Annotated in this window: 19 protein-coding genes; 6 read left to right on the top strand and 13 right to left on the bottom strand. The window is 66.1% G+C overall.

Going from position 1 to position 23,549, the window contains the following annotated elements; all coding sequences use genetic code 11:
- Nucleotides 1–181: 181 nt before the first annotated feature.
- The 3 genes from D4Q52_RS16435 to D4Q52_RS16425 all read right to left on the bottom strand — a co-directional run bounded on the left by D4Q52_RS16435 (nucleotide 182) and on the right by D4Q52_RS16425 (nucleotide 2,707).
- Entirely contained in the window at nucleotides 182–1,003 is an 822-nt protein-coding gene (locus tag D4Q52_RS16435; protein WP_119857647.1) for an alpha/beta fold hydrolase, read from the bottom strand.
- Between the two features lie 282 nt (nucleotides 1,004–1,285).
- On the bottom strand, nucleotides 1,286–2,059 hold the full coding sequence (locus D4Q52_RS16430; protein WP_119857646.1) for an anti-sigma factor family protein: 774 nt from the start codon (nucleotides 2,057–2,059) through the stop codon (nucleotides 1,286–1,288).
- A gap of 159 nt (nucleotides 2,060–2,218) precedes the next feature.
- Nucleotides 2,219–2,707: a sigma-70 family RNA polymerase sigma factor gene (locus D4Q52_RS16425; protein ID WP_119857645.1), complete on the bottom strand. Its 489-nt coding sequence runs from the start codon at nucleotides 2,705–2,707 to the stop codon at nucleotides 2,219–2,221.
- A 179-nt stretch (nucleotides 2,708–2,886) separates the two neighbouring features.
- On the opposite strand from D4Q52_RS16425, the gene fabI reads away from it, so the two are divergent.
- The 4 genes from fabI (at nucleotide 2,887) to D4Q52_RS16405 (ending at nucleotide 6,960) form a co-directional block, all read left to right on the top strand.
- Complete coding sequence (gene fabI, locus D4Q52_RS16420; protein WP_119857644.1) at nucleotides 2,887–3,708, top strand: enoyl-ACP reductase FabI; 822 nt, start codon at nucleotides 2,887–2,889, stop codon at nucleotides 3,706–3,708.
- A gap of 169 nt (nucleotides 3,709–3,877) precedes the next feature.
- The gene (locus D4Q52_RS16415; protein ID WP_119857643.1) at nucleotides 3,878–4,471 is read left to right on the top strand and encodes a histidine phosphatase family protein; all 594 of its coding nucleotides are present in this window, start codon (nucleotides 3,878–3,880) and stop codon (nucleotides 4,469–4,471) included.
- Between the two features lie 131 nt (nucleotides 4,472–4,602).
- A complete protein-coding gene (gene aroC / locus D4Q52_RS16410; protein ID WP_119857642.1) occupies nucleotides 4,603–5,688 on the top strand; it encodes a chorismate synthase in 1,086 nt (361 codons plus the stop codon).
- A gap of 72 nt (nucleotides 5,689–5,760) precedes the next feature.
- Nucleotides 5,761–6,960, top strand: a complete 1,200-nt coding sequence (locus D4Q52_RS16405; protein ID WP_119857641.1) for an adenylate/guanylate cyclase domain-containing protein — start codon at nucleotides 5,761–5,763, stop codon at nucleotides 6,958–6,960.
- Nucleotides 6,961–7,043: 83 nt separating this feature from the next.
- On the opposite strand, the gene clpS is transcribed toward D4Q52_RS16405, so the two are convergent.
- On the bottom strand, nucleotides 7,044–7,355 hold the full coding sequence (gene clpS / locus D4Q52_RS16400) for an ATP-dependent Clp protease adapter ClpS (protein ID WP_119857640.1): 312 nt from the start codon (nucleotides 7,353–7,355) through the stop codon (nucleotides 7,044–7,046).
- A 220-nt stretch (nucleotides 7,356–7,575) separates the two neighbouring features.
- Between clpS and D4Q52_RS16395 the strand changes: the two genes are divergently transcribed.
- Nucleotides 7,576–8,418, top strand: a complete 843-nt coding sequence (locus D4Q52_RS16395) for a DUF1194 domain-containing protein (protein WP_119857639.1) — start codon at nucleotides 7,576–7,578, stop codon at nucleotides 8,416–8,418.
- Nucleotides 8,419–8,670: 252 nt separating this feature from the next.
- Here the strand turns inward: D4Q52_RS16395 and yiaY are convergent, their stop codons facing one another.
- Nucleotides 8,671–9,822, bottom strand: coding sequence for an L-threonine dehydrogenase (yiaY, locus tag D4Q52_RS16390; RefSeq protein WP_119857638.1), 1,152 nt, complete (start codon nucleotides 9,820–9,822; stop codon nucleotides 8,671–8,673).
- Between the two features lie 181 nt (nucleotides 9,823–10,003).
- The gene (gene adh, locus D4Q52_RS16385; RefSeq protein WP_119857637.1) at nucleotides 10,004–11,524 is read right to left on the bottom strand and encodes an aldehyde dehydrogenase; all 1,521 of its coding nucleotides are present in this window, start codon (nucleotides 11,522–11,524) and stop codon (nucleotides 10,004–10,006) included.
- A gap of 236 nt (nucleotides 11,525–11,760) precedes the next feature.
- Between adh and D4Q52_RS16380 the strand changes: the two genes are divergently transcribed.
- Entirely contained in the window at nucleotides 11,761–13,638 is a 1,878-nt protein-coding gene (locus D4Q52_RS16380) for a sigma-54-dependent Fis family transcriptional regulator (RefSeq protein ID WP_119857636.1), read from the top strand.
- 30 nt (nucleotides 13,639–13,668) lie between these two features.
- Here D4Q52_RS16380 and D4Q52_RS16375 read toward each other — a convergent pair whose 3' ends face one another.
- The 7 genes from D4Q52_RS16375 to D4Q52_RS16345 all read right to left on the bottom strand — a co-directional run bounded on the left by D4Q52_RS16375 (nucleotide 13,669) and on the right by D4Q52_RS16345 (nucleotide 23,531).
- Nucleotides 13,669–15,069 (bottom strand): carotenoid oxygenase family protein, encoded by a 1,401-nt coding sequence (locus D4Q52_RS16375; protein WP_119857635.1) that lies wholly within the window; start codon nucleotides 15,067–15,069, stop codon nucleotides 13,669–13,671.
- A 34-nt stretch (nucleotides 15,070–15,103) separates the two neighbouring features.
- Nucleotides 15,104–16,483: a vWA domain-containing protein gene (locus D4Q52_RS16370; RefSeq protein WP_119857634.1), complete on the bottom strand. Its 1,380-nt coding sequence runs from the start codon at nucleotides 16,481–16,483 to the stop codon at nucleotides 15,104–15,106.
- Nucleotides 16,476–17,585, bottom strand: coding sequence for an ATPase (locus tag D4Q52_RS16365; protein WP_119857633.1), 1,110 nt, complete (start codon nucleotides 17,583–17,585; stop codon nucleotides 16,476–16,478). The genes D4Q52_RS16370 and D4Q52_RS16365 overlap by 8 nt, the downstream gene beginning before the upstream one ends.
- A gap of 15 nt (nucleotides 17,586–17,600) precedes the next feature.
- Entirely contained in the window at nucleotides 17,601–18,653 is a 1,053-nt protein-coding gene (locus D4Q52_RS16360) for a hypothetical protein (protein WP_119857632.1), read from the bottom strand.
- A gap of 153 nt (nucleotides 18,654–18,806) precedes the next feature.
- Nucleotides 18,807–19,787, bottom strand: coding sequence for an alpha/beta fold hydrolase (locus tag D4Q52_RS16355; protein WP_119857631.1), 981 nt, complete (start codon nucleotides 19,785–19,787; stop codon nucleotides 18,807–18,809).
- A 456-nt stretch (nucleotides 19,788–20,243) separates the two neighbouring features.
- Nucleotides 20,244–21,743: a M81 family metallopeptidase gene (locus D4Q52_RS16350; protein ID WP_119857630.1), complete on the bottom strand. Its 1,500-nt coding sequence runs from the start codon at nucleotides 21,741–21,743 to the stop codon at nucleotides 20,244–20,246.
- 135 nt (nucleotides 21,744–21,878) lie between these two features.
- On the bottom strand, nucleotides 21,879–23,531 hold the full coding sequence (locus D4Q52_RS16345; protein WP_119857629.1) for an ABC transporter ATP-binding protein: 1,653 nt from the start codon (nucleotides 23,529–23,531) through the stop codon (nucleotides 21,879–21,881).
- Between the last annotated feature and the right edge of the window lie 18 nt (nucleotides 23,532–23,549).

Below are 23,549 nucleotides of genomic sequence, written 5' to 3'. Positions count from 1 at the left end.
GGTCCGGCAGAGCGCAGCGACGTCGGATCGGGTGAGGGGGCGTCTCCGCGAGGTCGAGCATTTCGGTGAGGCGAAGCGACGGCGTTCTCCGGCGCGACTCTCGGCCGCGCGGAGACGCCCCCTCATCCCAACCTTCTCCCCGCACGCGGGGAGAAGGAGCCGTCCGTATTCGCGGCGACGCTCACCCATTCACCTCCGCCACAAACGCATCGATTAGCGCGTCGAAGCGCTCGGGCTGCTCCCATTGCGGCAGATGGCCGGCGCCTTCGATGACCTGGACTGCGCCGCGCCATAGCGTCGGCATCGTCAGGGTGGCGAAGTAATCGCCGTTGACGAGCTGCTCCTGCGCGCCGTGGAGCACCGCGAAGGGCTGGCTCAGCTTGGCCACCACGTCGATTTCGTCGCGATAGCCGTCCGGTGTGATGCTGGCGGCGAGCTGCGCCCGGGCGCGGCCATCGGTGCGCAATACGTCGGCGACCATCTGCGGAGGTAACTCGGTCGCACCCGGCCGGAACGCCGCCCCCACATAGGCGCGCGCCTGCTCCTCGCTCAGCTCCGGCTGAAACGTGTAGGCCATTGCGGGGGTCGCGAGAAAAGCCTGCTCCATGGCCGGCGGGAAGCCGATCGGCGGCGTGCCGAAGATCGCAAAGCCCCTGGCCTGCGGCAGATCCGGCGCCGCTTCCAACACGATATGGCCGCCGAGGCTCCAGCCGACGAACACGGCGTCGGTCGCGCCGAGCTGCAGCGCGAAGTCGCGCAGCATCGCCGCATAGCCCGGCATGGTGTAGGACGCGGCCGGGTCGGCGGCGTCGGCCGATGCGCCATGTCCCGGCAGGTCGGGCACCAGCAGGCGATATTTGGCGCCGAGCGGGCCGTCGAGCTGCCGCGCAAACGCACGCGACGATGCCGAATTGCCGTGAACGAACACGATCGTCGGTCCACTGCCGGCGGATCGGCGATAGGCGATTTGCCCGGCGGACGTCTCGATCGACTGAGTCTGCATAATGGTATTCCTTTGCCCCATATGGCGGGGATGAAATACCAAAGCGGTGTCCGAGGGAAGTCTTGAGCGGCATCCAGCCGCCGCGTACCCGGCCCCCCAAAAGGTGCGGCCTTGGCGCGGGGGATCAGCGCGACCCCGGCCAAGGCCGCTTGCGTCGATCGGCGGATCAGACGCGCTCAAAGCGTCGTGATTCGATCGGACAACAGTGAGGCGCGCCGATGTTGGAATCGGCGATTATCGATGTCGAAATTGGGGGCGGGCTGCTTCGTAACTAATCATCAGCTAACCGCCCGCCTTATCCGCCTGCGCGTAGACCTGTTTTGCCACCTGGTTCAGTCGCTCCTTGTCGGTCGGTCCGGCGAGGACATAGCCGACGCCGCGATCGGCCCAGAACAGCGCGCCGTCGCGCGCGTCGCTGGCATACCGCATCTGCGCCGCGTCGGTCTTGGCGCGGGACGTGTACAGGGTGAAGCGCTCGCCATTGGCGCTTTCATACATCAGGAAGGCGGCGGGGGCGTCCGGGCCGGGCAGCAGCCGGCCACCGATCAGCTTCAGCCCGCTCGCTTCCAACTCCGGCGCCGTCACCTTGTAGCCTACCCGCTTGGACAACCATTGCTGCAGATGCGCCCGCTCGGAGGCCTCGACCTCTACGGGGTGACGGACTTCGACCACGTACAGCCGATGCGCATCGAGTGCATCGACGGTGAAGCTGCGGAAGGTGCTCGGCGTGGCCGTAGCGCCACGGGCGAACCAGCCGGCTCCGCCGCCGACAATGAAGGCCGCCAACGTCGCGGCGATCGCGCCGGCGATCCAGCGCCGCGGTGGCGCCGCGCTCAGCCGATCGAGCTGCAGCCGCGCCGGAATTGGCTCGTCGGCCACGCGGTCGTAGCGCGCATGCAGTGCCTCGGCCATCGCCTGCCACGACCGCACCCGCTCGGCATCGGCCGGATGCGTCACCAGCCATGTCTCGACGTCCGCGCGCCGCTCCGCCGGCAATTCGCCGTCTACATATGCGTGCAGTTCGTCCTCGGTGACGGGGATATGGGAGTCAGTCATGGCTGAGCTTCTTCAGTGGTGAGAGTTCGTCGCTTTGAGAGCACCAAGCCCACCCCGTCGTTACGAGCGAAGCGAAGCAATCCAAACCCAGGGAACGGCGCTGGATTGTTCGCTGCGCTCGCAATGACGACGGGGGACGATCGGATTTCATGCGCTGCATCACTTCACCCGTGTCAGCATTGGCCGCTCGCCGTCGAGGCTGGCGCGGATGTGGGCGCGGGCGCGGGCGAGGCGGGACATCACGGTGCCGATCGGCACGCCCTGGATCTCGGCGACCTCGCGATAGCTCAGCCCTTCCAGCACCACCAGCAGCAGCGCCGCGCGCTGCTCCTCGACCAGCGTCGCCAGCGCGCGGGCGATGTCGCCGCCTTCCGCTTCGGTACCGCTGGCATCGGTGCCGGTGTCGGTCAGCGGCAGGATCGTCGGCCGCCGTGCCAGAGTCCGCCTGCGGTTGCGGTTGAGATTGGTCAGGATGGTGTAGAGCCAGCTGCGCAGATCGCCGCCGAGAAACAGCTTTTCGGAACGCAGCGCCCGCACCAGCGTGTCCTGCACCAAATCGTCGGCGATGTCGGCGTCGCGCGCCAGCGCCCGCGCATAGCGCCGCAGGGCCGGGATCATTGCTTCGACGCCGTCTCGAAAATCGTTCATTGCGGGCCTGTGGTGTCGGCGGACGCGCCGCTCCGATCATCATAACACCGCGCCGACGGCGCTATTCCAGCACCGACGAATTGCGCCAAATGGCTGAATTTGCTTGCAAACATTCGCACTGTACCCGGCCCGGCCGCTGGTGTAGGCCGTGGCTGCAATTCAAGCCGAGAGGAAAAGACATGGCGACTGGTTCGGGCCTGATGCAGGGCAAGCGCGGGGTGATTCTCGGCGTGGCCAACAACCGTTCGATCGCCTACGGCATCGCCAAGGCCTGCCGCGAGCAGGGTGCCGAGGTGGCGCTGACGTATCAGGGCGATGCGCTGAAGAAGCGTGTCGAGCCGATCGCCGCCGAACTCGGCGGGCTGGTGCTCGGCCATTGCGACGTCACCGACGCGGCGACGATCGACGCGGTGTTCGATGTGCTGAAGGAGAAGTGGGGCAAGATCGACTTCGTGGTCCACGCCATCGCCTTCGCCGACAAGGACGAACTCGATGGCCGCTATATCGACACTTCGGAAGCCAACTTCTCCAAGTCGATGCTGATCTCGTGCTACTCGCTGACCGCGATCGCGCAGCGCGCTGAGAAGCTGATGACAGACGGCGGCTCGATCATCACGCTGACCTATTACGGCGCCGAGAAGTGGATGCCGCATTACAACGTGATGGGCGTCGCCAAAGCGGCGCTGGAAGCCAGCGTGCGCTATCTTGCCGCCGACCTCGGCGAGAAGGCGATCCGCGTCAACGCGATCTCGGCCGGGCCGATCAAGACGCTCGCGGCCTCGGGCATCGGCGACTTCCGCTACATCCTGAAATGGAACGAATATAACGCGCCGCTGCGCCGCACGGTGTCGATCGATGAGGTCGGCGACAGCGCCTTGTACTTCCTGTCCGACCTGTCGCGCGGCGTCACCGGCGAGGTCCACCACGTCGACGCCGGCTACCACGTCGTCGGCATGAAAAACCCCAACGCCCCGGACATCACGCTCGGCGGCAAGGACTGATCTGCTCTCGGTGTGAACCTCTTTCTTGCACAAAGCTCGTCATGCCCGTGCTTGTCCCGGGCATCCACGCCTTCGAGCGCAGGCTGCAAGCAAGACGTGGGTGGCCGGGACAAGTCCGGCCATGACGCGCTGATAGACCTCGCTTCTCACGAACTAATCTAACGAGCCCATGCCCACCATCTATTTCATCCGCCACGGCGAGACCGACTGGAACGCGACCGGACGCTATCAGGGGACGCAGGACATTCCGCTGAACGCCAAGGGGCGGGGGCAGGCGAGCGCCGCCGGGCGGCTGCTTGCGGACGTGCTGAGCCGCGACAAGCGCGACGCCGCCGCGCTGTCTTATGTGGCGAGCCCGCTCGGCCGCGCCCGGGTCACCATGGAGCTGGTGCGCGGCGCGCTCGGCCTGCCCGTGCAGGGCTATGCGACCGATGAGCGGCTGCGCGAAATCACCTACGGCGCCTGGGAAGGGTTTACGGTCGAGCAGATGCAGGCGTCCGACGCGCAGGTCTACGCCGCCCGCCACGCCGACCGCTGGAGCGTCGCGCCGCTGCGCGGCGAGAGCTACGCCGACCGCTTTCCGTTCATCGCCGATTGGCTGGCGTCGGTGAGCGCCGACACCATCGCGGTCGGCCATGTCGGCACCTGCCGCATGCTGATGGTTGCCTGCGGCGTGAAAACCCCGAGCGAAGCGCTGGAGGGGTTCATTCTGCAAGGCTCAGTTTATGTGTTCCGCGACGGGGCGATGGAGATCGTGAGCTGAGGCTCCAAAACCTTCTCCCACAAGGGGAGAAGGAAGAAAGAGCCCGGTTTGACCGGTGATGCCTCAGCCGCTACGACACGTCGCTGACAGTCAACACTGACTGTTTACAGTAAGTTTTCTGTGGGTCCGCTATGTCGTTCAACACTTTCGGCCATCTGTTTCGCGTCACCACCTTCGGCGAGAGCCATGGGGTGGCGATCGGGTGTGTGGTCGATGGCTGCCCGCCGCTGATTCCGCTGACCGAGGCGGACATCCAGGGCGATCTCGATCGCCGCCGGCCCGGTCAGTCGCGCTTCACGACGCAGCGCCAGGAAGCCGATCAGGTGAAGATCCTGTCCGGCGTGATGGCGCATCCCTCGACCGGCGAGCAGGTCACCACCGGCACGCCGATCGCGCTGCAGATCGAGAACACCGACCAGCGCTCCAAGGACTATTCGGACATCAAGGACAAATACCGCCCGGGCCACGCCGACTTCACCTACGAGGCCAAGTACGGCATCCGCGATTATCGCGGCGGCGGGCGCTCGTCGGCGCGCGAGACCGCGACCCGCGTTGCCGCCGGCGCGGTCGCCCGCAAGGTGATCGCCGGAATGACCGTGCGCGGCGCGCTGGTGCAGATCGGGCCGCACAAGATCGACCGCGCCAAATGGGACTGGGACGAGATCGGCAACAACCCGTTCTTCTGCCCCGACAAGGACGCCGCCGCGCTGTTCGCCGACTATCTCGACGGCATCCGCAAGGCCGGCTCGTCGATCGGCGCGGTGATCGAGATCGTCGCCGAGGGCGTTCCGGCCGGGCTCGGCGCGCCGATCTACGCCAAGCTCGACGCCGACATCGCCGCGGCGCTGATGAGCATCAACGCCGTCAAGGGCGTCGAGATCGGCGACGGTTTCGCCAGCGCTGAACTCACCGGCGAGCAGAACGCCGATGAGATGCGGATGGGCAATCACGGCCCGAGTTTCCTGTCCAACCACGCCGGCGGCATTCTGGGCGGCATCTCCACCAGCCAGCCGGTGGTGGCGCGGTTCGCGGTCAAGCCGACCTCTTCGATCCTGACCCCGCGCAAGACTGTCGACCGCGCCGGCACCGACACCGAGATCCTGACCAAAGGGCGCCACGACCCCTGCGTCGGCATCCGCGCCGTGCCGGTCGGCGAGGCGATGGTCGCCTGCGTGCTCGCCGACCATCTGCTGCGCCAGCGCGGGCAGGTCGGCTGAAATCGCCACCCGGAGAGCTGCCATGAGCGGTGCCCGGGTGCCAAACGCGCCGCGGCCCGCTACAATGGCCGGATGCAATCACAACAGTTTCACGACCTGATCGACTGGCTGATCGATGGCGCGCGCTCCGAGCCGGAGCCGGTCGCGATGATGACGCGGACCTGCGAGCGGCTGGTCGAGGCCGGGCTGCCGCTGTATCGCGTCGGCGTGTTTGTCGAGACGCTGCATCCGGACATCTACGGCTACGGTTTCGTCTGGCGCGACGGGCAGGAGACCGTCACCAGCGAGACGACGGTGGATGTCGAGGGGCTGGAGGAATATCAGCGCAGTCCGCTGAAGCTGATGTATGACAGCGCCGCCGAAGTGCGCTTCCGGCTGGATGAGCAGGCCAGCCGCGAATTCCCGTTCTTCGACGACATGCGCGGTGAGGGCGTCACCGATTATCTGGCGCTGCCGCTGATCTTCATGGACGGGACCGTCAACGGCGTCAGCTTCACCACGCGCCGGCCCGGCGGCTTCAGCGGCGCCGACCTGATCGCGCTGCGACGGCTGAACGGCCCGCTGGCGCGGCTGATCGAAGTGATCAGTCTGCGCGAGATCGCCACCACGCTGCTTGATACCTATGTCGGCAACCGCGCCGGCGCGCGGATTCTCGCCGGGCAGATCCGTCGCGGCCACGCCGACACCATGCGCACCGCGATCTGGCTGTCCGACATGCGGGGTTTCACCTCGCTGTCGGACCAGCTGCCGCCGGAGGTGATGGTCAAGCTGCTCAATGCCTATTTCGACTGTCAGGTCGGCCCGATCCTGCGCCACGGCGGAGAAGTGTTGAAGTTCATGGGCGACGGCCTGCTGGCGGTGTTTCCGATCGCCGCCGACGGCAGCGACGAGGCCGACGTCTGCGCGCGCATGCTGGCTGCCGCGCATGAGTGCCGCGACACGGTGGCAGCGATGAACTACATCGAGGGCAATCATATCATCGAGCGCTTTCGCTTCGGCGTCGCGCTGCACGTCGGCCAAGTGCTGTACGGCAATATCGGCGGCGGAAACCGGCTCGACTTCACCTGCATCGGCCCAGCCGTCAATCTCGCCGCAAGGCTCGAGCGCATCGCCGGCCGCCTCGGTCGCACCGTTGTGGCATCCTCGGACTTCATCGGCCTGTGCGCCGAGGGCTTCGTCGAACTCGGTGAGTTTCCGATCCGGGGTCTGTCGCACACCGAGCGGGTCTACGGGCTGGAAGTCGAGACGCTGCAGGCGGCGGAGGGGTTGTAGGCGGCGCACCGAGCGAGCCCGCCAGTGAGGCTGCTCGCGGGGACGAGGGAACTACAAACGGCGCGTGACGATGTCGTCCGCGCTTATTCCTCCGGCTCCGTCGTGAACAGCAGCGGATAGCCCTTGCTTCGGCCGGCGTCGGTGGCGCGGGTGGCTTTGGTTTCGGCGACGTCCTTGGTGAACACCGCGACGACGCAGACGCCGCGCTGGTGCGCGGTCAGCATCACTTTGTACGCCTGATCCTCGGTCATCCGGAACTCGGCTTTGAGGATGTGGACCACGAAGTCGCGCGGCGTAAAATCATCGTTGACCAGGATCACCTTGTGCAGCTTCGGCCGCTCGACCTTCGGCTTGGTCTTGGTAGCTCGCCGCGTGACGACATCGACGTTGCTCATGAGGTTTGCACCGTTGTGGATCGTGGTCAGTTTACAGCCGTCGCGCCGCTCGGGAAACCTGCGGTGACAGCCCGCTCTGAGCAATTTCCGTGCAACGCGGTTTGAATAAAGATCGCCATTACCTGCAGTGACTTAAACGTGATCGCGGCGGAACCGGCTTTGCCGTTGCGCTCGCAGGCGGGCATGTCACCATCGTGTCATCCTCGAGCGGAGGCGTGCGATGCGGTGGATTTCGATCGGCACGATGGCCGCCGCCGTGACGGCGGCCGGGATGGTGGCGGGTCTCGCCGCACCCAACCGCGTGCCGCAACTCGCCGATCGGATGGACGATTCCAAGACCGTGGATGTCGAACTCGTGCTCGCCGTCGACGTCTCCTATTCGATGGATATGGACGAGCTCGCCGTGCAGCGCGAAGGCTATGCTCAAGCAATCCGCTCGAGCGACTTTCTCAAGACACTGAAGACCGGCCCGACCGGACGCATTGCGGTGACGTATTTCGAGTGGGCAGCGGCGGGAGATCAAAAGATCATTCTGCCGTGGCAGGTGATCGACGGCCCGGAGTCCGCGGACGCCGTCGCCACCGAGATCATGAACGCACCGCTGCGCCGCGCATCACGCACTTCGATTTCCGGCGCGATCAATTTCGCGGTGCCGCTGTTCGACCAGAACCCGTACCACGGGCTGCGCCGCGTCATTGATGTCTCCGGCGACGGCCCCAACAACAACGGCGAGCCGGTGACGCTGGCGCGCGACGCCGCGGTCGAGAAGGGCATCATCATCAACGGCCTGCCGATCATGGTGAAGGAGCCGTCGTACTCGACGATGGATATTGAGAATCTCGATTATTACTACGAAGATTGCGTGATCGGCGGCCCGGGCTCGTTCGTGGTGACGATCAAGAGCCGCGACAAGTTCAAGGAAGCGATCCACACCAAACTGGTGATGGAAGTCGCCGGCCTGACCCCGCCGGGCCACATCGTGCCGGTCGCCGAACAGGACCGCACGCCGCGGGTGTCATGCCTCGTCGGCGAGAAGATTTGGCAGGATCGCTGGGGGCGATAGTTGGCTTTCTTCTCCCGCCGTCATTCCGGGGGCGCGAACGCAGTGAGCGAACCCGGAATCCCGACGCGTTCTGCGAGGCAGTGAACGCACGCAGGCCGCGTGCGCGGCGGATCTGCCGGCAGTGCCCGTTGCGGAATCCGGGTTCGCTCCGCTTCGCTACGCGCCCCGGAATGACGGGGGCGGTGAGGCACGACGAGATATTCTGCGCGTCAGCGGACGCGCGGGACGCGTCCGCTGGGTTGAAGCGAGCCGTCAGGCGGCGGCGCGGAAGATGGTTTCGATCTCGGTCTGGGTCGCCTGCTTCGGATTGGTGAAGCCGCAGGCATCCTTCAGCGCATTGGCGGCGAGAATCGGCACATCGGTTTCCTTCATGCCGAGCCCGCCGAGCCCCGCCGGAATGCCGACATCGGCCGACAGCCGCTGGATCGCGTGGATCGCGGCGTCGGCGCCCTGCGCGTCGGTCATCCCGGTGATATCGACGCCGAGCGCGTGGGCGACGTCCTTCAGCCGGCCCGCCGCGACCTGCGCGTTGTAGGCTTGCACGTGCGGCAGCAGCACCGCATTGCAGACACCATGCGGCAGATCGTAGAAGCCGCCGAGCTGATGCGCCATGGCGTGCACATAGCCGAGCGAGGCGTTGTTGAACGCCATGCCGGCGAGGAAGCCCGCATACGACATCGCTTCCCGCGCAGCGAGGTTCTGGCCCTCGGCCACCACGGTGCGCAGACTGTTCGAGATGATCGACATCGCCTTCAGCGCGCAGGCGTCGGTGATCGGTGTCGCGGCGATCGACACATAGGCTTCGATGGCGTGGGTCAGCGCATCCATGCCGGTGGCGGCCGTGAGCGCCGGCGGCTTGCCGAGCATCAGCACCGGGTCGTTGACCGACAGCAGTGGCGTGGTGTGGCGATCCACGATGGCCATCTTCACCTGGCGCTCTTCATCGGTGATGATACAGAAGCGCGTCATTTCACTGGCCGTGCCGGCGGTGGTGTTGACGGCGATCAGCGGCAGCTGGGCGTGCTCCGATTTGTCGACGCCTTCGTAGTCCTTGATGCTGCCGCCGTTGGTGGCGGTGAGCGCGATGCCCTTGGCGCAATCATGCGCCGAGCCGCCGCCGAGCGAGATCACGCAGTCGCAATTCTCCTGCTTGAGCTGCGCCAGCCCGTCCTCGACATTCTTGATCGTCGGATTCGGTTTGGCGCCGGGGAAGACGACGCTGGTGACATTGCGCTCGATCAGCATCGAGGCGATCTGGTCGGCGACGCCGAGCTTGTGCAACACGCTGTCGGTCACGATCAGCGCACGCTTGAAGCCACGCGCCCTGGCGTGATCCGCGGCGCTGGAAACGCAGCCGGCGCCGAACAAATTGAGTGACGGAATGAAGAATGTGGTCGTGGGCATCGTTGTTTCCTTCCATGAGTTTTGCTGTTTGTGGTGAGAGATGTTCGTTCGCACGACTGCGCATGGGTCCAAACGTGCTCGCGTCGCGGGGGCAGAGCCCCACTGGCCGGACGGCGCGATCAAACGCCGTCCGGCATTGCTGCGGCGAGTGCCGCGCACCCACCGTCAAATCGATCTGGTTCTAGAAAAAGCCGAGCGGCCCGGTGCCGTAGCTCACCAACAGGTTCTTGGTGTGCTGATAGTGATCAAGCATCATCTTGTGGGTTTCGCGCCCGATGCCGGATTGCTTGTAGCCGCCGAAGGCGGCGTGCGCCGGATAGGCGTGGTAGCAGTTCGTCCACACCCGGCCGGCCGCGATTGCGCGCCCGAATCGATAGGCTCGTGTGCCGTCCCGAGTCCAGACGCCGGCGCCGAGGCCGTACTGGGTGTCGTTGGCGATCGCCACCGCCTCGGCCTCGTCCTTGAAGGTGGTTACCGACACCACCGGGCCGAAGATTTCTTCCTGGAAGATCCGCATCTGGTTGTGGCCGCGGAACACGGTTGGATGCACGTAGTAGCCGCCGGCGAGATCGCCGGGCAGCTCCGCGCGTCCGCCGCCGGCGAGGAGTTCGGCGCCTTCCTGCCGGCCGATGTCGATGTAGGACAGGATCTTGTCGAGCTGTTCCTGCGACGCCTGCGCGCCGATCATCGTGGCGGGATCGCGCGGGTCGCCCTGCCGAATGGCGGCGACGCGGGCCAGCGCCCGTTCCATGAAGCGGTCGTAGATCGACTCCTGCACCAGCGCGCGGCTCGGGCAGGTGCACACCTCGCCCTGGTTGAGCGCGAACATCACGAAGCCTTCGATCGCCTTGTCGAAGAACGGATCGTCCTCCGCCGCGACGTCGCCGAAGAAGATGTTCGGCGATTTGCCGCCGAGCTCGAGCGACACCGGCACCAGATTCTCGCTGGCGTATTGCATGATCAGCCGGCCCGTCGAGGTCTCGCCCGTGAAGGCGATCTTGGCGATACGCGGGCTCGACGCCAGCGGCTTGCCGGCTTCGACGCCGAAGCCGTTGACGATGTTTAGGACGCCGGGCGGCAACAGGTCGCCGATCAACTCGGTCCACACCAGGATTGACGCCGGGGTCTGCTCGGCCGGCTTGAGCACCACGCAGTTGCCGGCCGCGAGCGCCGGCGCCAGCTTCCACGCCGCCATCAGCAACGGGAAGTTCCAGGGAATGATCTGGCCGACGACGCCGAGCGGCTCGTGGAAGTGATACGCAATGGTGTCATGATCGATCTCGGAGATCGAGCCTTCCTGCGCGCGCAGCGCACCCGCGAAATAACGGAAGTGATCGATCGCAAGCGGTAGATCGGCGGCGCGCGTCTCGCGGATAGGTTTGCCGTTGTCGAGCGTTTCCGCGGTTGCGAGCAGATCGAGATTGTCCTCCATCCGGTCCGCGATGCGATTGAGAATGAGTGACCGTTCGGTCGTCGTCGTCCTGGCCCAGCCTGGGCTCGCCGCGTGCGCTGCATCGAGCGCGAGTTCGATATCTTCCTTCTGGGAGCGCGGAATCTCCGTGATCTTGCCGCCGGTAATCGGCGTGGTGTTGTCGAAGTAACGCCCGTCGAGCGGCTCCACCCAGCGGCCGCCGATAAAGTTGCCGTAGCGAGTTTTGAAGATCGAACTCGCCGTCGGCTGAATGGTCGTGATGATGTTCATGGCTTCCTCCCGATTTATTGAAGTGCATGTAACTACGCACATCGCGTGCCAGTTTGTCGGGAGCTCCGTGAAACCGCGCGACGAATTGCGCAGGCTGTTGATTAGTCTGGGAAGATTCTACGTCGCGAGAAGCCGCGGCGGGGTTCGCTCTCTGGACAGCGCGCGACAGTGCGTGTGATACTGCGATCAGTTGGGCGCAACAGCTGTTGCAGAATCCAACATCCCCGGAGACGCCCATGTCGCCTGCATCAGATCATGATGCCGTTTTCGTCGCGCGTCGTCGCTTCTTCGACGAAGGACGGTCTGTTTCGGGAATTATCGCCGCGCCGATCCTGCGGTCGTGGGAGCGATGCGCCGGGCAGGGTCTCGACGTCAGCCGCTCACCCTCGCTTGAACCGCCTACTGCTTATGAGTTGCGTGAGCTTCAAGAGCGTCACGCGCGGCTCAGTCGTCTGGCGCGTCCCGAGTTGGATGCGTTGCAGGGCGATGCGCGCCTGACTGGTAGTGTAGTAGTTCTGACCGATACGGCCGGCGTGCTGCTCGACATGGTCGGTGACGCCGCCTTTGCTGGGCGCGCCGCCGAAGTGGCGCTGCGGCCCGGTGTGTCCTGGAACGAGGCTGCCACGGGGACGAATGCGATCGGGACGGCGCTGGTCGAGCGGCAGCCGATCGTGGTCCACGGTGCCGAGCATTTCTTCGAGCATCACAGAATTCTGGCCTGCGCGGCGGCCCCGCTGATCGATCCGCGCGGCAACATCGCGGGCGCGCTCGATATGACCGGGCCCGCCGCGATCCGGCACGTTCACGCTTTGGGATTGATGCGGCTGGCTGCCGAGCAGATCGAGCATCGGTTCTTCAGCGAGGGGTTCGAGCACTGCACGATGCTCCGCTTTCACGCGGACCGCGCCCTGGTGGGGACCCCGCGCGAGGGCGTCCTGGCATTTGCCGATGGCGTGCTGGTCGGTGCCAATCGGCGCGGCCTTGATCTGTTGAAGCTGGATTGGTCCGCGATCGATCGGGCCAGGCTGGCGACTTTGCTGCCGGGGATACGTCCATCGGATCAGATCCAGCCGCTGCGCGGGCCCGAGGGCTCGCGGCTGTACGGCCGCCTGCGCGATGCTCCTCGCCGGCCGTCCCGCGGCGGTGCGGCAACGGCGGCGATCGCGCCACCGAAAGGCGAGATCGAGCCGATTCTCGGCGAGGAGATGCTGGCGTCGCTGTCGCGGGCCGTTCGCCTGGTCAATGCGGGCATCCCATTGCTGCTGCTCGGGGAGACCGGCTCCGGCAAGGACGTCTTCGCTCGCCGCGTCCACGCCGAGAGCGACCGGCACGCCAAGCCGTTCGTGCCGGTCAATTGCGCGGCGTTGCCGCAAGGTCTGATCGAGTCGGAGCTGTTCGGCTACGAGGCCGGCGCCTTCACCGGCGCGCGGCGGCAAGGCGCGCCCGGCCTGTTGCGCCAGGCGGATGGCGGCGTGCTGTTCCTCGACGAGATCGGCGACATGCCGCTATCGTTGCAGAGCCGTCTGCTCCGCGTGCTGCAGGACAAGCAGGTGTCGCCGCTCGGCGGCGGCAAGCCGGTGCCGGTGGATTTCGCGCTGATCTGCGCCACGCATCAGTCGCTGTCGACGCTGCTGGCCGCCGGCGCGTTCCGGCAGGATCTGTACTTCCGCATCGCCCAGTATGTCGTCGAGCGACCGCCGGTGCGGCATCATCCTGACCGGCTGGCGCTGGTGCGCCGGCTGTGGCGCCAACTCGGCGGCGAGACGGCCGGCGTGGAGCTGTCGGACGAGGTCGAGCGTCTGCTGGCCGCCTATGAGTGGCCGGGCAATTTCCGCCAGCTGGTCGGCACGCTGCGCGCCCTGATGGTGCTCGGCGAGCCGGGCCAGCCGGTGGACGTCTCGGCTCTGCCGTCCGAAATCCGAGCGGCGGCGCCGGCATGCGAGATCGTATTCAGCGCTCCGCCCCCGACCTCGCTGGCGGAGCAGACCCGATCAGCACTTCAGGCGGCACTCGACGCCAGCGACGGCAACGTCTCCCGCGCAGCGCGCCGGCTCGGGATCGATCGGAGTACGTATTATCGCCGTCTGCTCAAGGAGAAGGATCGCGGCCTCTGAACAGGCGCGGGCCGCCTAGGGCGCTCGCTCTCAGTTCGCCACCCAATTGCCGTGGAAGCCATCCGGCACGCGGTGGCCGAGTTGCACCAGTGCGATCGGGCCGCTCTCGATGTCGGCGGCGTTGAACACCGCGAGGTCGCTGCGGTTTTCGCAGCCACGCCAGATCACCGTCAGCAGCCAGCCATCGGCTTCGGCCGCGTCGGGCGTGCGCGGCACGAACACCGGCTCGCCGATGGTGTCGCCCGCCGGCAGCAGATAGCGGGCGCGGCGGGTGCCGTCGCCGTCGACATGCACCAGCCCGGTCAGCATGCCGAGCGTCGGGGTTTCCGGGCTCGCGCAGGCATACCAGCCATGGCGGCTGCGCAGGCCGGCGCGGCGCTCGTCGATGCGCGGAAATTCGCCGCTGATGTCGTCGAGATAGCTACGTGAAAAGCCGCTGGTGTTGCTGGCGAGGTCGAAACTCCAGCGGCACAGCCGCGCGCGGCCTTTGTCCGGATCGGTGCGGCGGCCGTCGGTGTGCGGAAACAGCGGCGCTTCCTCGGATTGCATCACGTCGGCGACGATCCTGGTGCCGTCCTCCCACGCATTCATCACGTGGAACACAAAGCAGGCGTCGCCGCGGAACCAGCGGATATCGCGGGTCGAGCCGCCGCGCTTCATCACCCCGACATAAGAGCCCTTGCCGGGCTCCCAGGCATAAGGCGGCTTGCCTCGCATCGCCCGCCAGAGGCTGCCGGTGAGCGGCAGGATCGGAAACAGCACGTAGTGCTCGGTGACGATGAAGTCGTGTACCATCGCCGCATAGGGCGCCTTGAAATACTCCAGCCGGGTGACGTGCCCCGACGCGTCGATCGCGCCGAACGACATCGTGCGCTTGAGCGGTCCCGCCGCATTGTAGCCGAAGAACAGCATCTCGCCGGTCACCGGATCGATCTTCGGATGCGCCGTGAACGGCCCCTTCAGGACGCCGCCATAGTCGTGATAGCCGCGCGTCGCCAGTGTGCCCGGCTCGATCTCCATCGGCAGATGCGCTTCTTCGAGCGCCAGCAGGCGACCGGCATGATACACGATGTTGGTGTTGGCGACATTGCCGTCGTCGGGCGCGGAGCGCGGCGCGTCGGGCAGCTTCATGTTGAATTCGCCGTACAGCGGCCGGCCGGCGTCGTGCTCGGCCAGCCACTTCGGCGTCCGCACCCAGCGATTGCGATAGCTGGCGCGGCCGTTCTCCAGCCGGAACGCATGCAGCATGCCGTCGCCGAAGAACCAGTGCGCGTTTGGTGACGCAAATTGCGGGTTGGCGCCGTTGCGATACAGCGTGCCGTTCAGCTCGCGCGGCAGCTCGCCTCTGATCTGCAGAAACGGCGCGTCGCACTCCATCGGGATCGGCGCGAGGTTGTCGCATGCGTCCGGAATTCCGATCACCTGTAGCATGGCGTGCTCCTGACGATCTTGTCGTCGGCCCCGATTAGTTCAACGTCAGTAGCCGGCCGAACGGCTGCGTGGTCTGCGCGTTCGCCTCGGGCACTGCCCAGATCACCGGCCAGCGCGGCTTGAAGTCCGCCGGGCCTTCGAGATCGGTCAGCACTACCGCGATATCGGGCTTGTGCCGGTCGGCCTCGGCGAGCAACGGCGTGAAATCGGTGCCGCCGCCGCCGGCGAACGAGATTTCGCCGAGCACGAAGCGCCGTCCCGGCTCGTAGAATTCGACCTGGCGGACGCGCTCGTCGCCGATGATCAGCACGAGGCCTGCTTCCTGCCGCCGCAGGATGGTCTCGATCTCGTTGGCGAAGCGCTCGATCAGGCGGTCGTCGATCGAGCCCGACACGTCGATGATCAGCGCCAGCCGCGGCTCATTCTTGGTGGCCTGGAAACCCGGCTCGAACGGCATGCGATGGGGGCCGGCGCGGCCCTGATTGGCGATGTAGGAGCGCGCCGGCCGCGACCAGGTCAGCCCCGGCTTGCGCGCCAGGCCGCGCGCGAGCTGGACGCGCAGCACCTGCGCCCACGGCGTGCGGGTGCGCGGCAGGTCGGCGAGCAGCGTGCGCAGCATCGAGAACGCGCCGTCGCCGGCGTGGCCGCGCAGAATGCGCTCGCTCCAGTCGCGGGCGTGCTCGGCCTCCGCCTCGGGCGCGGATTGCGACTCCGCATTAGGGATGAGGTCGCGTGCGCCGCCGGCGCCGAGTTCGCGGACCTTGGCGGAGCGCGCACCGTCGGCGCGTTGCTCGGCACTCTCCTTCACCAACTCCGATTGGGACTGCGACGGATTGCGGCCGCCGCTGCCGGACTCATCGGATTCCGAACCGGAGCGGGAGGCATCTTTGGACTTCTGCTTGCCGTTGTTGCTGGTCTCGCTGCGATCGTCGATCGCGCGGTACAGCTTCTCGACATCCCATTCCAGCAGTGCCGCTTCGGCCGGCTGCTCGCGCTTCAGCGCCTGGGCGAGGAGTTGCTCCAGCATCACCGATTTGGCCGGCAGCTTCAGCCAGGTCAGATGCGCCAGCGTGGAGTTGACGATGGCGTCGGCGCAGATGGTGTAGAGTTCGAGATCGACATCGCCGATCACGCGCTGCAGCTCGACATAGCGCTGCGGGTGGCGCAGCGCGATGTGCAGCACCTCGTGGGCGACCAGCCCGGTTTGCTCGGCGAGCGGCAGTCTGTCGAATGTCGGGCTGTAATACACGGTGGTGCCGTCGGTCACCGCGGGCGATGCGGGCTCGTCGCCATCAGCGGGCAGGTCCTGATGCCGCACCCACAGCGCGAGGCCGCCGGTCGACGGCGCGAACTCCACCATGCGCTGGATGGCGCGCGTGCCGCGATGACTGAACAGCGCCGCAGCTTCAGGCATCCTGCGTTTCCAACTGCCGGCGTTCGCCATAGCGCGCATAGGCTGGGCTGTCGAAGATCGCCGCCTCAAGGCCGTTCTCCAGCCCGCGTTGCATCAACAGCTCCATCGCCAGCGTCTGCGCCTCGCGGATCGGTAGTGTCACCGCGCCGCGGATATCAGGCAGCTGCTCGATGATCTCGAGCGCGCGCGCCAGCGTCTCCTTGTCGGTGCAGGCGGCGAGCAGGCCGTACAGCATGCCGTAAAGGGAATCGAGCGTCCGCGGCAGCAGCGCGGCGGTCTCCGGGCCGGGACGCGCCGCCAGCAGCTTCAGCACGTCCGTGCCGGCCTTGATCTCGCGCAGCACGCCGAAGAACTCCGCCGCGTTGGCGGCGCCGATCCGGCCCTGCACGAACAGCCGCTTGGCTGCATCCGACAGGCCCGACCTCAACACGTTGGAGATGTCCTCCCAGCCGCGCGGGCTGGCGCCGATGAGATGATCGCCGGCGAGCTGCGCCTGGGTGTCGTCGAGCTTGTCGGGGCGCACCTTGAGATAGGCCATCACCTCAGGTGCGAAGTCGCGAGCCATCGCATGGCTGAGGAAGGCGTCGATCGCGGTCTGGACGTTGAAGTGGAACATCCGGTCGGCCAGCGCGGTGCCCATGTCGTGACTGATCGCGCCGTGGAAGCTGGCATTGCCGGCGGCCACCACCAGCCAACCGTCCGGTAGTTGGTAGTTGCCGACGCGGCGGTCGAGGATCAGCGAATACGCCGAGATCTGCAGCCGCTGATCCGCGGCAGTCAGTTCGTCGAGAAACAGCAGACCCTCGGGCTGATCCGGCGACGGCAGAAACTCCGGCGGAAACCACACCGTCTTGGCGAGATTCTCGTCCGCATAGATCGCGCCGCGGATGTCGACCGGTTCGATCGTGGTGAGCCGCAGATCAACCAGCGGCACCTTGTAGTGCTCGGCGACCTGACGCACGACCGAAGACTTGCCGACCCCGCGCGTTCCCCACAGCATCGAGGCGCGCTTGCGCAGCGTCGGCTCGCCATATTGCTCGATCAGCGCGGCTTTTGCGGCCGCGATCGAGACCGGGGGGATGTTCATCGGGTTGCCGTGCATCGATCAAGTCCTCGGTTAGGTCGTCTGTGCGTCGAGAGCTGGTTGCGCGGCGGTCTCCATTTGCGGATGCCAGGCGGTGTGAGTCATGCGGCGTGGTAACGGCGGAATCTCCATCGACGGAATGTCGCGCATGCCGAAGGCGCCGATCATCAGCAGCGGCGGTGCGCCCATCAGCAGTAGGTTGAAGATCGAGTCCTGCGGAATATCCACCAGCGTCAGCCCTGCGGCACCGACGATCAGGCTGCCGAAGAACAGCAGCGGCAGCGCGCGGCGCAGCGCCACACCCCAGCGCGCGCGCACCTGCGTGGCGTGAAAGGCGGCCGGCGGTTGCGACAGCGTGCGGGCCAGATGCGCAATGGTTTGCTCGAACCGCGCCTCGATGGCGCGGCTCAACTCCGCGCCGCTGCCGCGCGCCTTCAGCTTGCCGCTGTAGCCCGCCTTGCTGGTGCGAAGCGGCGACCACGCCCAGCCCATCACTGCCAACAAATCCTCCGGCAGCTTGACGCCGGCGACCTGCGGGGTGATGTCGATCTCGGCCGGATAGCCGCGCACCTGCGGCCCGCGCAGCACGATGGTGAAACCAGCGATGCGTGCCTCGCCGCGCAGCAATTCGCGATCGACTGCGGCCGGATCGTAGCCCTTGGCGCCGGGCCGCGGCGCCAGGCGATAGCTGAGTGCCACGGTGGTGCCTTCGACATTGCGGAATTGCTGCTGCGGGCGCATCGTTTCGATCCGGGCCAGCAACACGCGCGGGTCTTCGCCTTGCGTCTCCAATGTGGCCGAGAGGCCGCAGCCGAGCGTCAGCGTGCGCGTGAGAATGCTGTAGCCGGGGCGGGGATTGTCGAGCTGCAGCACTTCCTGTGCGTCGATCCCTGCGACACCGTGCTCGTCATGTATGACAGGCTTGAAGATCAGCCGTCGGTTGATGCGATCGCTGGCGCCGAGATCGACATGGAGGTCGCGTCGCGTGAACGGCTGCACGAGCGTGAGGATTTCATGGTGCGTCAGCGGGTGCACTGGCGGTGATTCGAGGCCGGCAGAGCCGGTGAGGAGGCTTGCGTAGTTCATTCTCGTTCAACACCTCCGCATGGAGAGTCGTATCACATGACTTGCATTGTCAGTTAACCGCGCTCGTGTCGCCGTTTGCAACACGAAAACCAAACCCATGTAGTGATCACAGGGAGCGCCGCTTCACATCCTCGTGCGGCGCTCCCGCTTTTGTCAGGCCGTCACGACAGGTGCGTCAGCCCGCTCTGACAGTGCGAGAAACTGATCGTACGAACGTACCACCTGGTCGAGAATTTCGAAGTGCATCAGCGCGCCGGCGTCGAACTGCTGGATGGTCCAATTTGACCGCCCGGCGACTCGGCTCTTGTGCCGGTAGTCGACGAAGTCGCCGCGGGTGCCGTACGCCATCCATACCGGCAGCCGCAGTGATTCGTAGATGCTCAGGATGTCCTTGCTGAACATGTAGCCGGCCACGAAGTAGTAGGGGGCATAGCGCGCACCGGGCTGATGGGTAGTATGGTAGTCATAGTCCAGCATCGACTCGTCGATCTTTTTCGAGCCCCAGGCCTTCTCCAGGAATTTCCGGATCACTGGCCGCGCCGTGAGCAGCCTGAAGAAGCCTTCGTCCCACAGCTTGAACCGCAGCGTGCCGAGCAGCCAACCCTGACCACGTGTGGTCGGCACACGTTCATCGCGAGCTTTGCCTTCAAAACCGGTCGGGCTGATCAGGCCCAGCGTGTGGAAAGCCTCCGGCTTTTCGGTCGCGGCGCGTGCGGCAAATTCGCACGACAGCGACAGCGCCATTACGTCGATAGGCTCCGGGCCATGCAGCTCCTGCACGCGCGTGATCGCCGCGTGCACCGCATCGGTCATCATCCGCGCTGTATATTCGCGATCATCGCGGTCGGACTGGCCGAAGCCCGGCAGGTCGACCGCGTGCACCGGACGAGATCGGGCATAGTGATCATACAGCGTTTTGATCTCGAACGCCGAGCCTGCTGCGTTGATGCTGTGGATCAGCAAGAGCGGGCGCGTTGTCTCCTCACTCGCAGCGAAGCCGAGGGAGTAAGTCGCGAGACGGCCGACTCGGGTCGCGATATCTGTTCTCGTGCCGCCGACCGGATTCGCAAGGCTCGACCTGGGATGGAGCTGAACGTTCGAATTGCCGAATGTTTCGCTGTTGGTAACGGACATCTGCGATCCCCTTCGCGCCGCTAAGGCGCCCGTGAATGGTGAGCAAATGAAATGGAACCTGATCCGTTCCAATAATGTCTGCGTCGAAGGGAACTAATTGGGAAAATGGTATCAGCATACATGAGCGCGCAGATTGCTCGACCTCCGCGAAGTAGTTCTGTGTTGTTTGATGCGTGATGAGTCAGGCGCGCGTGACGTCAACCAGCAGCTTTCACATGGTGGCACGACATCTTGCCGTTGATCGGACGATGCAGCGAGTTTGCGAACCTTTGAAATCGGTTCAGGTGCGATTGGGTGGATGGCCGGAGATGAAGGTAGCCAAATCCGCAGCGCTTCGCGTCATTGCGAGCGAAGCGAAGCAATCCAGCGGCCGCAAATGGGGCTTGGCTGGATTGCGTCGTCGCTTCGCTCCTCGCAATGACGGCGCTGGAGGCGGTTGCAAAGCCAAAACAAACCCTAGCCTCCGAACGGCTGGCCGTTCGGCTTGACGCGCACGCCCGGGCGCAGCCTCGTCCACGGCAGCGATGCGGGATCGGCCGGCATCGCGCCGGGCGCGGCGCAGATCAGTAGTTGCTCGGCGATCGGTTGAAAGTCGGCGCGAAAGTGCACCGAGCTCTTCACCACCAGGATTGCTTGCTCAGTCGGCTCGATGCCGACATAGCGATACATCGCCTGATCGGCGAGCTGCGCCTTGTGCGATGACACGACCACGCGCACGTCGCCGATCCGCAGGCAGGCCGACGGGCCCATCTCCATCACGCGTCCGCCATAATACGGGCCGGGTGCGACGAAGCGCCCGCCCGATAGCTGCTCGATCACGAAGCTTTCTTCATAGGGCGCATCGCCGGCGATCCCGGACTTGCCGCCGAGCGCGAGCCGCACCGTGGCGCCGATGCCGGCCTCATGCGCAGCCTGCGCCGAGACAGGATCGTAGATCACCCCGATCGCGGCACGCTGCGCGTTGGCGCGCACCAGCGCGCGCAGCATGCCGGTGGTGTCGGAGTCGCCGCCGGCGCCGGGATTGTCCTGGGTATCAGCAATGATCACTGGCTTGGTGGCGCCCTCCGCCAGCTGCATCGCCAGCTTGACGCCGTCGTCGGGCGAATAGATCGGACCGTCGAAATTGTTCTCGTGACCGATCACGAGGGCCGCCACCTTGTCGGCAGCCGCGTCGGCGTCTGCCTGGGTGCGGCCATAGGCGAATACGCTCGCGCCGCAATCGGGGAAGTCGGCGGCCGGAAAGCCCGGCGCGAACGACAGCGTCGGCACTGCGTCGCTCTGCAGCGCCGCGAGCTTGTCGTAGATGCCCTTGGTCGGCTCGTCGAAGGTGCACTGCCACGAGATCGGGATCAGGAACGGCAGCTGCCGGAACGCTTTGGCGAACTTCTGGCTGCTGCTCAGCAGAAGCGCGAGGTGCTTGGCGGCGGCGCGGCCGGTGTCCGCCATATCGACATGCGGATAGGTGCGATAGGCAATCAGCGCGTCGGCATGCTCGACCATGCGCGGCGTCACGTTGGCGTGCAGATCGAGACTGACCACCAGCGGCAGATCGGGGCCGATGACGTCGCGGACGCGGGCGAGGATCTCGCCTTCGCCATCGTCGAGATGCTCGGCGACCATGGCGCCGTGCAGGTCGAGATACACGGCGTCGAGGGGACCCGCGTCGCGAATGCCGTCGATCATGACTTTCACGACGCGTTCGAATGCGTCCTCTGTCACGTGCGCCGAGGGGCTCGCGCCGCAGGCGATGGTCGGGACCAGCTCCCAGCCGTGGGTCGCGGCTTCGTCATTGAAGCCGGCGAGCCCGACATTGATGCCGCGCATCACTTTCAGCACGTCGGCACCGGTGGTCATCGCCGGCCAGCCCCCGCCATGAACGAAATCCTCCCAGGTCGCCTTGGTGGGCGCAAAGGTGTTGGTCTCGTGCAGAAAGCCGCCGACGGCGATGCGGGTCATAAGCGTTGTTCTCTTGCTTCGTCATTCCGGGGCGCGCGAAGCGCGAACCCGGAATCTCGCAGTTATGGAAAAGAAGAGGTTCCGGGTTCGCGAGCTGCGCTCGCGCCCCGGAACGACTCGGGGAGGGGTGGGTGCTTAGTTGGCCATCGCAACAGGTGCTTCGCTCACCGGGCGGAAATTCGCGAAGTCCCAGTCGCGGCCGGGGGCGGCCTCGAGCAGTTGCCTCGTGTAGGCCTGTTTCGGGTTGGTGAGCACTTCGGCGGCCGGGCCCTGCTCGACGACGCGGCCCTTCTGCATCACCGCGACGTCGTCGCAGATCTGAGCGGCGACGCGCAGATCGTGGGTGATAAACAACAGCGCGATGCCGAGCCGGGTCTGGATTTCGTCGAGCAGCTCCAGCACCTGCGCCTGCACCGAGACGTCGAGCGCCGATACAGCCTCGTCGGCGACCAGCACGTCCGGATCGAGCGCGAGCGCGCGGGCGATCGCGATACGCTGGCGCTGGCCGCCGGAGAATTGATGCGGGAATCGCGAGATCGCGTCGGCCGGCAGATGCACCAGTTCGAGCAGCTGCCGCGCCTTGGCGATCGCCTCGGCATGCGGCATGCCGTAGTTGATCGGGCCCTCCGCGATGCTCTCGCCGACGCTGACTCGCGGATTGAGCGAACGATACGGATCCTGGAAGATGATCTGGATCTTCTTGCGGTGCGGCCGCAGCAGCCGGCGCGACAGATCGGAGATCTCGCGGCCGGCGAGGCGAATGCCGCCCGAGGTCGGATCGATCAGCCGCACGATGCAGCGCGCCACGGTCGATTTGCCCGAGCCGCTTTCGCCGACGATGCCCAGCGTGCGGCCCTTGTGCAGCGTCAGCGTCACGTCCTGCGCGGCGACGACTTCGCGGCGGCCGCCGAGGAAGGAGCGCTCGCGATACACCTTGCCGAGTTCGTTGGCTTCCAGCACCACCGGGGTGCCGGTGGCGACGCGCGGCGCGCGCGGCACCAGGCTCGGCACCGCCGACAGCAGCTTGCGGGTGTAGTCCATTGCCGGCTGGCGTAGCACCTGATCGAGCGGTCCGGTTTCGACCAGTCGCCCGGTGCGCATCACCGCGACGCGGTCGGCGATCTCGGCGACGACGCCCATGTCGTGGGTGATGAACAGCACCGCGGTGCCGTGCGCCTGCTGCAATTCGCGGATCAGCGTCAGGATCTGCTTCTGGGTGGTCACGTCGAGCGCGGTGGTCGGCTCGTCGGCAATCAGGAGCTTGGGTTCGAGCACCAGCGCCATCGCGATCATGATGCGCTGGCGCTGACCGCCGGAGAGGCGATGCGGATAGGACGCGAAGATACGCTCGACGTCGGGCAGGCGGACCTGCTCCATCATGTCGAGGATGCGCTTCCGCCGCTCGCGGGCGCCGAGATCGGTGTGGAAGCGCAGCACCTCATCGATCTGCTTGCCGACCGGGACCACCGGGTTGAGCGCCGTCATCGGCTCCTGGAAGATCATCGCCATCTGGCTGGCGCGCAGCTGCCGCAGCCGCCGCTCGCTGGCGGCGAGCACGTTCTCACCGGCGAGCCGGATTTGCCCACCGCTTGCGTGCAGCACGCCTTTCGGCAGCAGTCCCATGGTGGCGAGCGACGTCACCGATTTGCCCGAGCCGCTTTCGCCGACCAGGCACATCGTCTCGCCGGGCCGCACGCTGAGCGAAATCCCGTCGATCACCTTGTCGCCATCGCCGCCCTTGCCGAGCCGGACGACCAGGTTGTCGATTTCGAGAACGTTGTCGGTCATGCGGACCTCTTCTTCCCG

Source organism: Rhodopseudomonas palustris (genome assembly GCF_003591005.1).
Taxonomy (GTDB): Bacteria; Pseudomonadota; Alphaproteobacteria; order Rhizobiales; family Xanthobacteraceae; genus Rhodopseudomonas; species Rhodopseudomonas palustris_K.
Note: the sequence above shows the minus strand (reverse complement) of the source record. Positions and strands in the feature narration are given on the sequence as shown.

What these genes read in the sequence shown, in the direction of transcription:
- D4Q52_RS16425 (WP_119857645.1), bottom strand. Translation starts at nt 2,707, where the DNA reads ATGAACGATTTTCGAGACGGCGTCGAAGCAATGATCCCGGCCCTGCGG.
- D4Q52_RS16380 (WP_119857636.1), top strand. Translation starts at nt 11,761, where the DNA reads ATGTCGCCTGCATCAGATCATGATGCCGTTTTCGTCGCGCGTCGTCGC.
- D4Q52_RS16430 (WP_119857646.1), bottom strand. Translation starts at nt 2,059, where the DNA reads ATGACTGACTCCCATATCCCCGTCACCGAGGACGAACTGCACGCATAT.
- D4Q52_RS16415 (WP_119857643.1), top strand. Translation starts at nt 3,878, where the DNA reads ATGCCCACCATCTATTTCATCCGCCACGGCGAGACCGACTGGAACGCG.
- D4Q52_RS16405 (WP_119857641.1), top strand. Translation starts at nt 5,761, where the DNA reads ATGCAATCACAACAGTTTCACGACCTGATCGACTGGCTGATCGATGGC.
- D4Q52_RS16355 (WP_119857631.1), bottom strand. Translation starts at nt 19,787, where the DNA reads ATGTCCGTTACCAACAGCGAAACATTCGGCAATTCGAACGTTCAGCTC.
- D4Q52_RS16375 (WP_119857635.1), bottom strand. Translation starts at nt 15,069, where the DNA reads ATGCTACAGGTGATCGGAATTCCGGACGCATGCGACAACCTCGCGCCG.
- D4Q52_RS16395 (WP_119857639.1), top strand. Translation starts at nt 7,576, where the DNA reads ATGCGGTGGATTTCGATCGGCACGATGGCCGCCGCCGTGACGGCGGCC.
- D4Q52_RS16365 (WP_119857633.1), bottom strand. Translation starts at nt 17,585, where the DNA reads ATGCACGGCAACCCGATGAACATCCCCCCGGTCTCGATCGCGGCCGCA.
- clpS (WP_119857640.1), bottom strand. Translation starts at nt 7,355, where the DNA reads ATGAGCAACGTCGATGTCGTCACGCGGCGAGCTACCAAGACCAAGCCG.
- D4Q52_RS16345 (WP_119857629.1), bottom strand. Translation starts at nt 23,531, where the DNA reads ATGACCGACAACGTTCTCGAAATCGACAACCTGGTCGTCCGGCTCGGC.
- fabI (WP_119857644.1), top strand. Translation starts at nt 2,887, where the DNA reads ATGGCGACTGGTTCGGGCCTGATGCAGGGCAAGCGCGGGGTGATTCTC.
- D4Q52_RS16435 (WP_119857647.1), bottom strand. Translation starts at nt 1,003, where the DNA reads ATGCAGACTCAGTCGATCGAGACGTCCGCCGGGCAAATCGCCTATCGC.
- adh (WP_119857637.1), bottom strand. Translation starts at nt 11,524, where the DNA reads ATGAACATCATCACGACCATTCAGCCGACGGCGAGTTCGATCTTCAAA.
- yiaY (WP_119857638.1), bottom strand. Translation starts at nt 9,822, where the DNA reads ATGCCCACGACCACATTCTTCATTCCGTCACTCAATTTGTTCGGCGCC.
- D4Q52_RS16350 (WP_119857630.1), bottom strand. Translation starts at nt 21,743, where the DNA reads ATGACCCGCATCGCCGTCGGCGGCTTTCTGCACGAGACCAACACCTTT.
- D4Q52_RS16370 (WP_119857634.1), bottom strand. Translation starts at nt 16,483, where the DNA reads ATGCCTGAAGCTGCGGCGCTGTTCAGTCATCGCGGCACGCGCGCCATC.
- D4Q52_RS16360 (WP_119857632.1), bottom strand. Translation starts at nt 18,653, where the DNA reads ATGAACTACGCAAGCCTCCTCACCGGCTCTGCCGGCCTCGAATCACCG.
- aroC (WP_119857642.1), top strand. Translation starts at nt 4,603, where the DNA reads ATGTCGTTCAACACTTTCGGCCATCTGTTTCGCGTCACCACCTTCGGC.